This is a genomic window from Rubrobacter tropicus (assembly GCF_011492945.1).
GTDB classification, from domain to species: domain Bacteria; phylum Actinomycetota; class Rubrobacteria; order Rubrobacterales; family Rubrobacteraceae; genus Rubrobacter_D; species Rubrobacter_D tropicus.
The window spans coordinates 177,303-189,480 of the sequence record NZ_CP045120.1; the positions used below are offsets into that span (position 1 = coordinate 177,303).

The window sequence follows — 12,178 nt, forward strand, 5'->3', positions numbered from 1 at the left end:
GCCGTGGGACGACGCTTCAGGGAGAACCGGCAAGCAAGGGGTGCGCCGACGGCCCCAATCAGCGCACCCGCCGGAACACACGGCCCAACCGACGAGAGGGGTATCTGATATGGGCTGGACAAGATGGACGAGGGGCGACCGGGAACCCCGAGACGCGACGGATGCCCCCGGCCGACGAACCCTACCACTCCCCGCCCGCAGACCCGCGCGGCTACCGCCCGGAGCGGCGCGAGCGCGCGGACTCCTACTGGACCTTCCTCATACTGGGTCTCGCCACCCCCTTTCTACTGGCCGTGTTCCTCTACCCGCTCGCCTGGTACCCGGTCTGGTACGTGGTTCTGCCCGTCGTGGGCCTCGTCGCGAGCTTGCTGCGCTGGGCCCAACCCGCGGCACCACCGCCGGGCGGCCCCATGCCGTGGGATCTCGGCCCCATCCTTTCGTCCCAGGTAGCCCTCACGTGGGCCGTCGCCATCCTCGTGGCGTGGTTCGTGCTTTCCCGCATCACCGGCGCGGGCCCGGCTGGCCGGAGGATAGCCCAGCCAGAAGAGGATTCCGCGGCGGACTGCGCCTGGCGCTCCTGGCGACGTTCCTGCTGGCGATCTTCTGGGCCAACCGCATGCTCGCGGCCTGATCCCTCCCGGAGCCTCCGCCTACCGGGCGTCCTCCAATAACTCGTAGGGGTCGCCCTGCTCGACGTAGAACCGCAACAGCCTCTCTATGACCTCCGCCATATAGACAGGACGCCCCGCGAGCGCGCTCTGGTCCGCCAAGACCCGATCCACGGCGAACCTCACGTCCTTATGGATCTTCGCGGAGATCGGCACCATGTTCGGGTCCGAGTTCCTTCCCCCCTTCGGACGTCCCGGCCTCCTCCCCGACCTTCGCGTCGGTCCCGGCGTCCGCGTCACCCCACCGGGCGCAGCCGGCGCCCGGCGCCCAGGCCCATCGGCCGCCTCGGGTACCAACGCCGCTGACGTCTCCCCTCCACCGGCCTCCCCCACGTCCTCAACCTCGAGCCCCTCGAGCTCCTCCTCCATCATCGCCGCCAGGGGATTCGCCGCCCGGTCGATCCTGTCCCTCCCCAACGCTAACCCCTACCCACTAGAGCGCGCCTCGCGCCCACGATCTCCTCCACAGCCTCACCGGCAACCCTCTCGTAGGAGCGCCATGCCTCCTGCGCCCTGCTGTTCGGGAACTCGTAGACGAGCCTACCCGTCTGCGTGGCCGTGTCGAAGGCCTGCCTCCTCCGGATCTCGGGACCGAAGACCGGCTGCCCCGTAGCCTCGAGCTGCTCCCGCCGCTCCTGCGCCTGCGTGTTCCACCAACCCACCATCGTGAGCAGCACCCTGTAGCTCGCATTCATCTTGCGCAGTCGGGCCAGAAACCCCATCAACGGCCGCATCGACAGCCCCTCCGCCGTCGTGGGCACCACGATCAGGTCCGAACCCCTCACCGCGGCCCGAAGGTCCACGTCGCTGGGCCGCCCCTGCGAGTCGAAGACGACGTTCTCGTAGCGCTGCCATCCCCCGCCGTCTCCCAAACCCACCACATCGAACGGCCACGGCTCCAGGTCCGCCGGACGCGCCGCCCGCCAATGGACAAGGCTCTGGTTGGGGTCCGCGTCCACCACGACCGTAGTCCCCTCCCCGAAGCGAGCCCCAAGCGCCGCCCCGAGGTGCATGGCCGTCACGCTCTTCCCCACGCCGCCCTTGTATCCCATCACGTTTATCCTCACGCTCGTGCCCTCCCGCGCCCGCCCGATCCGTACCCATGCCATCTTAAAGTTCAGCACACGATAAATCAACATTACGAAAATGTAATTCATTTTCGTAATTCAATTATTGTCTCTAGGGTTCTCCAACGGGGCCGTCGGCCCGCCGCCCCGGCCACCCGCGCTCCCCCGGTTGTCCTGCAGGCCCCATGCCCGCTCACACCTTCCGCGCCCGCGGGGGGGCCTCCACCACCACTTCAAGGGGCTATCGACGTCTCAGAGAACCCCTCATCGTCCTTACAGGAGAAATTTGGCTGCGATCAGGGAGAGGTTAGGCGGCCCGACGAGCCCGTCCCGGCCGCGAGCCGGAAGAGCGCTTTGTGGATGGCCGCTCCGACAAGCCACCATAGACCACCGCCCCAGGCACTCTTGATTCCCATTTACGTAAATTAGATACATTTTCGTAATTCTGATATGTCGCGTGGCGCCGGCCTCGCTGGGGGAGAAGACGCATGGTGCGGCCCTTGTCGGCGACGGCGCGCTGCACGCCCTGGCGGAGCCACCAGGTCGCGTAGGTGGAGAAGCGCAGTCCCTTCTCAGGGCCGAACATCTCGACCGCCTTAATGAGACCTATGTTGCCCTCCTGGATAATGTCCTCGAAGGGCAGTCCCTGGCCCCGGTAGCGCTAGGCGACGTGGACCACCAGCCTCAGGTTGCGCTCGATCAGGGTGCGCTTCGAGCGCGCGCAGCCCCAGCCCAATGCGCGGGCCAGCCGGCGCTCCTGGTCTGCGGTGAGCAATTCGCCCCTGTCGATGCGGGCGAGCTAGTCGTCGATCACAGAGGAGGGCGGAGCGCTCATTGCGCCTGCCGCGACCTTGAGGCCGCCGGCTCGCCGAGGTCCTCAAGCAAGAACCGGGCCCTCTCTATTGACGCCCGCGCGCGCGAGGGGTCGAGCGTGATGAGGTCCTCGGCTTCGAGTGCGAGTCCGACCACCTCCGCCCCGAGGGTGCCGACGGCGGGCCTGCCTCTATACAGCCGGAAGATCGCGGCCCACAAAGCCTGCAAGTCTGCCCGCGTCTGCTCCGCCGGCATCACCCGCTGGACCCTTCGGGCCGTCCGCCCCCGGTGTTGGCCTGCACGATGTGGACGAGGAAACCGCCCGACTTTATCGCTGCCGAGGTGACGGGTAGCAGCGCCGCGAACGTCTTGTCACCCTCTCCGGTCACATCCCGGGCCGCCATCAGCTCTTCGACGTACGGAAACCGCTCCGGGTGTGAGACGGAGACGTGCCAGCCGGCCGCGCCGTCCGGCTCGGCGAGGATCTGAGCCTTGCCCATCCGGAAGACCCGCGCGTCGGGCGCCCGCTTCCTGAGGGCCTCCGGCACGCGCGCCGGCGTGGGCGAGATAACGGACGCGGTGGGGGAGTGGTCTTCTGGGGGGTCCAGCGTGCGCTCGACCACGCCCAGGGCGCGCACCGTCGCCCCCGCCGCCTCCGCGTCCCCCGACAGGCCGCCCGCCGCCGCCTCGTGGCGCATGGCGAAGATCGCCGCCTTGCACATTGCCAGGCTCCCGCGCGCGTCTTCCCGCATCCACCGGGCGGCCTCCCGGCGCAGGTCCGCTTCGGGCATGCCGCCCGCGACGAAATCCGCGAGAATAACCTCCAGGCCCGAGTAGGCGTACGCGAAGGCCTCGGGCGCCCTCACTCGTACCCGCCACCCCTCGGGTCGAGCTCGACGGGGACCACGAAGAGGGCTTTTCGTGGCTTCAGGGTCTTGCCGTCCGCCGGCCGCACCCAAACCGTTCCGAGCTCCGGGTCGTGCGTCTCCTCGAAGCCCGCCCGCCGTAGGTCCTCCCGGCCCTTCTCCGTGGCCGGGTTGTTCGGCGCCCACGGTTCGGGACCGGCCGCCAGGCCTCGCGGCAGGGTTTCGCAGACCGCGAGCATCAACGCCTCCCGGCCCTCCCCGTGCATGTCCTCGTGTACCCGGGCAACCTCCTCGATCCCGCGGGCGGCCACCGCGCCGGGCGCCTGGATGATGAGGCGGCCGTCGCTGTACGTCCTGTGTGTCCACCCGTCGCCCGGCGGATCGAAAGTGCCGAGGTACGACCAGGCGCTCATCGTATCCTCAACGTCCGACTCCGTCGGTGTTGTATCGCCGTCCATGCGACTTTCGCTCACGGCTTCGCCCCCTCTGACTCTTCCACTGTGTCTGCATAATACAACACACCCCTCCGGTCCAACCGCCGACTTTCGGCGTGGGGAAGGGGCTCAGATTACGAATGGGCATCGCCAGCATCACCGACGCCTGCCAGGCGAACACCGTCCTCACGCGCCTGCGGTCCCGGACGCCCTGCCTCGATCCCTCGCCAGGGCCGACCCCGCGTCCACCGCCACGCCGTACGCGAAAGTTAGCGCCACCGTCGTCCGGACGATCAGGACCGACCACCCTTCATACTCCGACTTCGTCCGCCGTTCTTGTCGTCGGGCGCTTGGTAGAACGTCTCCGCGCTGAAACACTCCAGCACTATAATTACGGATAATACATTGAAGTCAGCACGCGCTAGCGGGACAACTCGATAAGCAGCGCAACAACTGGCAAAGCAAAAGCCAGATAGGCAGAGAAAATCTAGGCCAGCCAAAAAAACCATAACCATTGAGGAATCAACAGTAGGACCACAGCGGGCAGTTTCGCCCGCGCACAGCAGCCACGATATGGCCGGGCAGAACACCGCCAAGACGGAACGCGGCGAGGTGGGGTAGAAAAGGTCACGCGGAACACCGACTGTCATTTCGCAGAGATGTATTATGTATAAATGGTCCGGTGAAAGGCCTTGGGCCGCCAAATGGACCGACGACGGCAAAGATTCCTGGTGGGGGGGCGCTCAGGTTTCCCTCTCGACCGTGCCGACCACGATACCGATCTCCGAAGTGGGGGAGAGGATGCCGTGCAGCTCCTCGTCGAGAACGTCCTTGAACCTTGTACGAATGTACTCCTCGGCGAAGGTGTTGGGCACCGCGACGGTCAGGGTGTCGTCTTCCAGTCCGACAGCGGTCACGCTTTCGAACCACACCCTCAGGCTGGAGACGTCGATGCGGTCAGCGGCGCGTTCGAGGACTTGCTCCCAGACCCGCGCCGCGCCCTCGTGGGGGGTGAAAGTAACCTGCTCGTCCTCGCCGCCGTCGCCGGCGTCTCGCCCGTTGGCCGGTTCGAGAGGCGCGACGTCCGCCTCGTGCAACCTGCGCTGGGGGGGCTCGATCGGCAGCGGCAGGCGGTCGCCGATGTACTTCTTGAGCCATGCACCGGGGCTGCGCACGTTCTTCTGGTAGGGGAGGGCCTCCACGTAGAAGCGGCACGCCTCCGCGCCCTGCTCGTGGATAAGCGTCCGGGCCACGTTCGCCCAGACCCCGTTGCGCAGCAGCGCCCGGTAGACCCCACTCTGCTCCGGTCCCCATGACCGGTCGAGGTAGCTTCTCGCCTCGACGAACTCCGCGGCCACGCGGTAGTGGACGCGGTTGCCCTCGTAGACCACGGCTGCGAGGAAACCCCGGTCTTTCATCTCCTTGTGGGAGGGCTCGAGCTTCTCCTTTACCTTCGACGGCTGCTTGTAGCTGGCGGGCATCCCTATGTGGTCCTTGAGGACCATGATGTCCTCGCTCCACGTCAGGCCATCGCCCCGCTTGTAGTCGATGCGCCTGTACAGGCTCTTCGCGTAGCCCTTTGTCAGGGATAGGCAGAAGTTGAGATCGAGCTGCTTTATGTGGCCGTGCGACAGGCTCCGGACGAGGATCTCGTCGAACCTCAGCTTGTGGCGCTCCGTCGCCCGGCCGTAGCGGTCCTCGTTTGCCTCGAACTCGACCCGCCACGGTATGAAGTGCGCGCTGCCGTAAGCCTTCTTGTCCTCCCGGTAGAACGCGTCGATCGCGTCCATGAGCGTCTTGTTGATCTTGAGTATCGAATCCCTGACCCTACGGTAATTCTTCCCGTTGTCCTTTAGGCCCAGGATGTTCAGGACCTCGTAGAGCGTGAACGGTATCCTCCCGTCCTCCGGTATCCCTCCGAGCTTTTCCTTGGCCAGCGCGTGCATCGCCAGGTACACATCCCCGTCGAAGACGTCGAGCTCGCCGTACTCTTCGGGTGGTCGCCATCGCCACATGCGCTGGCCCACGCTTCCATCGGCCTTCCTGTACTCCTGGATGTACTCCCGGTATCCGTTCTTGCCGACACTGACCCGGCCGCCAAACAGGGGAGGTTCCTCGAGGTTGAGCTCGACGTTGACTACATCCGGTGCCCGCTCCCGATCCGTACGCGCCAGCGCTTTGCCCGCTTCAGCCACCCAATCCCTCCCTGTTAACAAGACAGAACATTAAACACAAACAGAACATCATGTAAACGGATCGGAAAGATACAAAACCGTGTGTTTGCAGGCGTTTTGTCCGCAGAATTTCCCCCAGAGGTCGGTAAAGTCCCCCGCGGCGCTCGGTAAAGTCCCCCGCAGGGGTCGGTAAGTTTTCCCCGAGGAGTCGGTAAAATTCACCCCGCAGGGTCGGTATTGTTTCCCCACGGGCTCGGTATTCGTTCCCCGAAAGATCGGTATTAGCTGGAGACGGCCAGTCAAAGCTCGCGGTTCGCAGATATCTTGTACTCAACGGCAACCGTACCGCCCGAAACCGTATTCGTACGGCCGTTTTTCCGGCTTCGCGGTCACTGCCTTTCCCCGTGTGGTCGGTATTCTTTCCCCATGGGGTCGGTATTCGCATTTTCTTGTTGCCAGCCGGACCGGCCGCATGTCTCAACAGGCCTTGTCGTTTCCCCACAGGGTCGGTATTCGGTTTGACAACAAGCGGCCGTTCCCTATGGGGTCGGTATTCCGGGCAGGGCATGCGGATAGGCGAGACCGCCAGCAAAGAGACCTCCCAATCTCACTGCGCGGCGGTTCCCCGAAACGGCGCGGGTATGGTATATTTCCCCGCGCGGCGGTCGGGGGAGCTCTCATTGGACCGGGGGCTCACCGCCGCTTTTTCTATGCGTCCATCTTTTCTTAGCCGCGCACTATAGCACGGCTCTCTTCGTGTCTACAATCTATCTCATAATGCGACCGATCTCTAAAATCTACGCGAGAAACCGGAAGGCTGTCTATCGTACTCCCATGAAGCGGGCGATGAGTCGGTCCGAGATGGGGGAGGGCATGACCCGCAGGAGGGCCGAAAGCGCCTTCGAGTCCAGGCCGACCGCGTAGCGGCTCCTCGGCCTCTCCGAATTTAAGGCTTCTAGCACCGCGCTTGCGACCTCCCGGGGATCGGTGCCTCCCGCCTTCAGCCTGCCCACCATACGCACGTCCGCCTTCAGGTGGTGCTCGTAGGCCCGCCGCGCGTCCGGCGTCGCGCGGTCTAGGAGGGACTGGACGCTCCGGATGTGCTTGTCCCAGATCCCGGTTTGGATGTTGCCGGGCTCCAGGAGGACGACGTGGACCCCGTGCGGCCGGAGCTCCCTCCTCATGGCGTGGCTCATGGCGGCGAGGGCGGCCTTCGACGCGGAGTAGGGCCCCGCGAAGGGGAACGACATGCGCGCGGTCAGCGATCCGATGTTCACGATCCTGCCGCCCGATCGGCGGAGAAGCGGCAGGAACGCCTGGGAGACGCGGGCCGCCCCCACCAGGTTCACCTCGAATTGTTCCCGGAGATCCTCCATGCTGACGAGCTCCGCGGGGCCATTGACCGTGATCCCGGCGTTGTTCACGACGCCCGAGAGGCGTCCGGCGGGTCCGATGCCGGCCTCGACCACCGCGAGCGCTCGGGCCACGCTCTCGTCGTTCGTGACGTCCAGCGCGAGGGGGATCACGCTCCCCGCCCCCACACCTTCCGGCTCGCCGGCCCGTGCGATGTCGCGCCGGCCGGCGAAGACCTTGTGCCCGTTCTCGGCCAACAGTCGCGCGCTCGCGGCGCCTATCCCGGAAGAGGAGCCCGTCACCACGACCGGACTCCTGGCGATGCGTTCTTCCGCGTGTTCCTCGCTCACATTCAACCTCCTAGCAGCGTGCGCAGCTCCGCTCGATCACCTCGGCGGCCAAGGCCGTCCCGCGCTCGGCGCGCAGATCGTCCCCGATGGCCTGCGCTCCGGCTTGCAGACGATTTCCGACCGCCGCGGCCACCGCACGCTCCAGTTCGCCGCCTGGCCCCTCCCGGTGCTCCGCGTAGAGGATACCCGCCCCTACCCGTACCAGCGCCCGACCCCAGAACGCCTGGTCCGCCGAGAACGGCATGACCACAGACGGGACGCCGGCCCGCAGCGCAGCGGCGGTGGTCCCGGCCCCACCGTGGTGGATCGCGGCGCTCACCCGCGGGAACAGCCAGTCGTGCGGCGCCTCCTCCACCGCAAGGGCGCCCGCTGGCAGGTCCGAGCCGGGGATCCCGCTCCACCCCCCGACGAAGACCACCTTGACCCCGTTCGCGTCGGCCGCCCGGAGGATCCGGTCTAGATCCGCTCGTATCTTGGCGTCCGACCGGACGCTGCTGAAGCCGACCGCGATGGTCGGCGCACCCCCGCCCAAGAACTCCTCGAGCTCCGCCGGTGGCGTCCACGTGGAAGGGCGGTCGAAAAACCAGTACCCCGTGACGCGAAAGCGGTCGTCCCAACCCGCGGGCCTCGGCAACACGCGCGGGCTCCAGGCGCAAAGCACGGGGGCGCCCGTTCTCCTTAGGTACGGCCACGGACCGCGCAAGCGAGGTATCGCCCCCAGGTCCACGTCCCCGATGTTCGCCAGCATCGGCCGGAACGTCCGCCAGTAGACCTGGCGCACGACGGCGTAGCTCAGCCAGTTGTACGCCGTCCGCAGTCCCCGCGGCCCTTCCGGGACGATCGCGCTAGGGAACTTGGTCGTCGGCTCGAACACGGGCTGCATCTCCGCCATGAAGGCCGGGACATCCAACTCCCTCGCGGCGAAATACCCGAGCACGGCCACGGAGGCGTACACCACGGCGTCCGCCTCTCGGCACCCCTCCAGGATCTCCTCGAAGTTCTTCTGCAGGTGCGGCTCCGTGACCTGCCGGAAGCGTCGGGCGTAGCGGCGGACGTTGCCGCCGGCCTCGGTAAGCTCCTCCACTATCCGTACCGCGTCGCCGCTCACCCTCACGAACCGAAGGCCGGCGTCTTCGGCCATGCCCTCGTACGGGGCGTACGTCACCGCGACGACCTCGTGGCCTCGTCGGCGCAGCTCAGCTCCGAGGGCGATATACGGCTGCGCGTCGCCCCGCGAGCCGCCCGTTACCAACGCGATGCGCAACCCTGGCCCTCCCCGACCGTCGCGTTTTCTCCCCGAGGGCGTACCCCCGTCAGCCTTGCAGTAAGCTGAGATCGCCTTTATTTTTTACGCTTCTGTGTGAAAATTCTAGTCCTCACTACAGAGGAGGCTTCGCGATGGCAAGCCCGGGGGAGAGCTGGGCCCGCAAGTTCGAGACGTTCCTCCAACGCTACCCGCGCGCCGACGGACGCAGGTGGCGCGGCGTGGACTTCGACCGGGCCACCAACGGCTACGTCAACGGGTCCTACGTGACGGCCCTGAGCAAGGGGCGCATCGAGGAGCCCGGGCTCAACAAGCTGCGCAGGATCTCCGAGGTGATGGGCTTCCCCTTTCTGGACTGGTTCCAGCCGGCAGAGATCGAGGCCCGTGCCGGGCGCGAGGAGCTCGGGGTGCCCAAGGAGGATTCCATCTCCGCGAGGCTCAACTACCTCTTCGAGGCCATCCCGAACGACAAGACGGGGAAGCCTTTCACCGACGCGGAGGTGGCGAAGCAGAGCCTCGGCCGCCTGAGCGAGGAGGACCTCGGCCGCCTGCGCTCGAGCGAGCTGCCGGACCCTTCGCGCGAGATGCTGCTCGCCCTGTGCGACGTCTTCGACGTGGACTTCTCCTACTGGGACGAGCGCGCGGGCCAGACCGAACTCCTCGGCCCGGACACGTTGCGGGCGCTGCGCGACAAGGAGAGCCTCGCCATCCTGCACAAGAGCCACGCCTTGCCGGACGAAGACAAGAGCCTGATAATGACCGTTCTCGAAGAGTTGCAACGCCGCCGCACGACCGGAGGGGGATCGAACGTTGGCGATGCCGGACCGCAAGCATGAGCATGCAGGGGGGCCGATCTCGGTACTAGGCCGTGTCGTGCTCCGGCCGATCAGGGCGCGCCTGTCCCGGGAGGTCGATCGCGAGCTCGACCACGCGCTGGTCCTGGAGGCGCTGCGCAACCTCGACGCCGCATCGGAGGGCTTCGACCACATGCGGTTTACGGAGTTCGACCTGCACGGTGCGCTGGAGGACTACTTCGGCCGTCCCGTCGGCTACGACCTCATACCGGACGACCGCTCGGCGATCGTGCGCAGGATGGTTCGGCGCGAGGCGATCCACGCCGAGCTCGTCTACCATCCGGGCGCCGACTCCCTCTCGATCAAGATAGCCGCGACCCTGAACGAGGCCGACCGCAAGGAGGCCCACTACCACGAACTCGCGCACCTCATGGCCGCCCACCCGGTCCCGTATTGGCTGGAGGGAACCCCACCCCATCACAGGGTTTTCTGGCACCCGCCGCGGTCCCTGTGCCGGAGGACGCCGCCGTTCGACCTCTCCCGCTGCGAGACAGACCCCGCCCTGCGCCAGGAGATGATCCGGTGGTGCGAAGAGGACGCGGACGCCTGGGTCGAGCACCTGCGCGCCATCTCCGCTCTCGGCCGGCAGGTCTACCTGCGCGAAGAGCGCGTGATAGGACTGTAGGCGCGAGGCGGTGAGCCTCACGGTCCCCGGCACGCTCGCCCTGCTCAACGCGAGCGAGTACCCGCCCAACCAGATAGTCCACGGCGGCGTCGGCCTGTTCGTCTTCCTGGCCCTCTACGTCATCACCCGCGCCCGCCCTTCGTTGTGGGCGTCGTACTGGATCCGGGTGTTGGCCTACGTCCACCTCGCCTTTTTCCTCGGCATGGCGGTCTTCAAGCTCTCGGGGACGGGCTTCGTGGAGCAATGGGTGCTAGACACCTTCCCGGGCTCCGAGCGCTTCTACCCCTTCGAGCCCGCCGCTCACATGATCGAGGAGCTCGCCACGATGGGCGGCTTCTCATACCTCGCCGTGGTCTACCTCCGGCGCGAGTACCCCAACGTCTTCGAGCGGCCCCTGCTGTCGTCCGTCCTCTTCTCCACCGTCCCCGTTTACACCCTCTGCTGGCTCGTCGCCCTCTGCGTCGGCCTCCTCCACCCCTTTCCCATGACCGGGCTCCACACCCAGCTCAACGACTGGTCGGTCCTCTACAGGATGGTGATACTCCTGCCGGGGATCTTCTACTGCTTCGTCTTCGCCTTCGTCTTCTGGGAAGCCTCCCGCCAGAAAACCGTGGCGCGCTCCGCCCGCCGGCAGACGCTCCTCGCGTTGGGGAGCCTCCTTTGGGCCCTCGCCTGCACCGTCCAGCTCTCCTGGGCAACCATCCACGCGCTGGCCCCGCCGCCAGTCCGCGACTTTTGGGTCCCCCTCTACGTCGTCTCCGAGAGCGCGCTCTTCGTCCTCATGGGGCTCGTGTGGCTCGCCGCGGGGCTCGTCTCCTACCGCATCAGCCCCATCGAGCGCAACATCCAGGATTACATGAACTACCTCCGGCGCATGCGCCACCTCAAAGCAGAACTGGCATCCCTTTACCGACGCCTCCCCCAGTGGAAGCTCCTGACGGACCGCCTCCACTCCGCCAGCCAGGATTTCGGCCTCACCAGACCGGACGAGCAGGAGGCTATCAAGCTGATCCAGATAGCCAGCCTGCCGCGCCTGAAAACCACCTACACTCCCTCCATGCTCGCCTCGCTGGAGGAACTGCGCTCTTCCCTGCTGGAACGGCTCCCCCAGGACTCCAGCGAGTTCGCCGCCCTCGACGCGGAGCCGGAGGGCAACGCTCTTGGACCGGCCCTCCTCCTCCTCGATGATCCCGCCGACGTTTCCGACGAACCCGCCAAAATCCAGCTTGCCGCCGGCGTCCTCAACGCCGCGTACGTCCTCAACCGGGAGAAGCGCTATGCCATCGACCCGACCGTCGAACGCGCCCTGAACCTGCCGTGCCGCCCCCGTCCGTAGAGCGGGACGCTCTAAAATTCATTTTACAATCCGATCTATGTCGGTGTATTCTCTATTGCAGGTCCGTAGAAGGTTCGGTATCCTCGGACCCCGAAGCTGACGCAACCGAGGGGGAGCTGAGGCAAACAAGCATGAACTGCGCCGCGCAAGATACGAACCCTGTCCGCCCTCTAGGCGCTTCATCAGCACCGAATCGTCATCGATGTGCGGCGGCGCCCCCGTGTGTTCGCGGCCAAGCGGCGCACCTGCTTTTTACCTTGGAATGCTCATTTATGAGCACTATATGCCCATATGTTAGCTATCTACCAAGAGGTGCTGCAAGCATGGTTAATCCTGCCCTGTGCGGCCATACGGGAGAGAGCAAGACTGGGGAC

At 66.1% G+C, this 12,178-nt stretch carries 12 protein-coding genes and 1 pseudogene; 4 read left to right on the forward strand and 9 right to left on the reverse strand.

Annotation, left to right across the window (positions count from 1 at the left end; all coding sequences use genetic code 11):
* Positions 1-161 precede the first annotated feature (161 nt).
* Positions 162-671 (forward strand): hypothetical protein, encoded by a 510-nt coding sequence (locus tag GBA63_RS22920; protein WP_166180851.1) that lies wholly within the window; start codon positions 162-164, stop codon positions 669-671.
* Here GBA63_RS22920 and GBA63_RS22925 read toward each other — a convergent pair.
* The 9 genes and pseudogenes from GBA63_RS22925 to GBA63_RS22965 all read right to left on the reverse strand — a co-directional run bounded on the left by GBA63_RS22925 (position 651) and on the right by GBA63_RS22965 (position 8,989).
* Positions 651-1,085 (reverse strand): hypothetical protein, encoded by a 435-nt coding sequence (locus GBA63_RS22925; RefSeq protein ID WP_166180853.1) that lies wholly within the window; start codon positions 1,083-1,085, stop codon positions 651-653. The two genes, GBA63_RS22920 and GBA63_RS22925, sit on opposite strands and share 21 nt — an antisense overlap.
* Positions 1,086-1,087: 2 nt before the next feature.
* Positions 1,088-1,735, reverse strand: a complete 648-nt coding sequence (locus GBA63_RS22930; protein WP_166180855.1) for a ParA family protein — start codon at positions 1,733-1,735, stop codon at positions 1,088-1,090.
* A gap of 307 nt (positions 1,736-2,042) precedes the next feature.
* Positions 2,043-2,384, reverse strand: a pseudogene (locus GBA63_RS24575) (sigma-70 family RNA polymerase sigma factor); the annotation flags it as partial.
* Positions 2,385-2,566: 182 nt separating this feature from the next.
* Entirely contained in the window at positions 2,567-2,806 is a 240-nt protein-coding gene (locus GBA63_RS22940) for a hypothetical protein (protein ID WP_166180857.1), read from the reverse strand.
* The gene (locus tag GBA63_RS22945; RefSeq protein WP_166180859.1) at positions 2,803-3,414 is read right to left on the reverse strand and encodes a hypothetical protein; all 612 of its coding nucleotides are present in this window, start codon (positions 3,412-3,414) and stop codon (positions 2,803-2,805) included. The genes GBA63_RS22940 and GBA63_RS22945 overlap by 4 nt, the downstream gene beginning before the upstream one ends.
* Positions 3,411-3,827: a hypothetical protein gene (locus tag GBA63_RS22950; RefSeq protein ID WP_207957269.1), complete on the reverse strand. Its 417-nt coding sequence runs from the start codon at positions 3,825-3,827 to the stop codon at positions 3,411-3,413. The genes GBA63_RS22945 and GBA63_RS22950 overlap by 4 nt, the downstream gene beginning before the upstream one ends.
* Positions 3,828-4,591: 764 nt before the next feature.
* Complete coding sequence (locus GBA63_RS22955; protein WP_166180863.1) at positions 4,592-6,043, reverse strand: replication initiation protein; 1,452 nt, start codon at positions 6,041-6,043, stop codon at positions 4,592-4,594.
* 800 nt (positions 6,044-6,843) lie between these two features.
* Positions 6,844-7,725, reverse strand: a complete 882-nt coding sequence (locus GBA63_RS22960; RefSeq protein ID WP_166180865.1) for an SDR family oxidoreductase — start codon at positions 7,723-7,725, stop codon at positions 6,844-6,846.
* 10 nt (positions 7,726-7,735) lie between these two features.
* Positions 7,736-8,989, reverse strand: a complete 1,254-nt coding sequence (locus tag GBA63_RS22965; protein ID WP_166180867.1) for a glycosyltransferase — start codon at positions 8,987-8,989, stop codon at positions 7,736-7,738.
* 134 nt (positions 8,990-9,123) lie between these two features.
* On the opposite strand from GBA63_RS22965, the gene GBA63_RS22970 reads away from it, so the two are divergent.
* Genes GBA63_RS22970 through GBA63_RS22980 form a run of 3 tightly spaced genes read left to right on the forward strand, consistent with a single transcriptional unit; the run spans position 9,124 to position 11,804 of the window.
* Positions 9,124-9,825, forward strand: coding sequence for a hypothetical protein (locus GBA63_RS22970; RefSeq protein ID WP_166180869.1), 702 nt, complete (start codon positions 9,124-9,126; stop codon positions 9,823-9,825).
* Positions 9,826-9,862: 37 nt separating this feature from the next.
* Entirely contained in the window at positions 9,863-10,468 is a 606-nt protein-coding gene (locus GBA63_RS22975) for a hypothetical protein (RefSeq protein ID WP_166180871.1), read from the forward strand.
* Positions 10,469-10,478: 10 nt separating this feature from the next.
* The gene (locus tag GBA63_RS22980) at positions 10,479-11,804 is read left to right on the forward strand and encodes a hypothetical protein (RefSeq protein WP_166180873.1); all 1,326 of its coding nucleotides are present in this window, start codon (positions 10,479-10,481) and stop codon (positions 11,802-11,804) included.
* The last annotated feature ends 374 nt before the right edge of the window (positions 11,805-12,178 follow it).

Coding starts and splice junctions, on each gene's coding strand:
- GBA63_RS22920 (WP_166180851.1), top strand. CDS start 162: ATGCCCCCGGCCGACGAACCCTACCACTCCCCGCCCGCAGACCCGCGC.
- GBA63_RS22950 (WP_207957269.1), bottom strand. CDS start 3,827: ATGAGCGCCTGGTCGTACCTCGGCACTTTCGATCCGCCGGGCGACGGG.
- GBA63_RS22970 (WP_166180869.1), top strand. CDS start 9,124: ATGGCAAGCCCGGGGGAGAGCTGGGCCCGCAAGTTCGAGACGTTCCTC.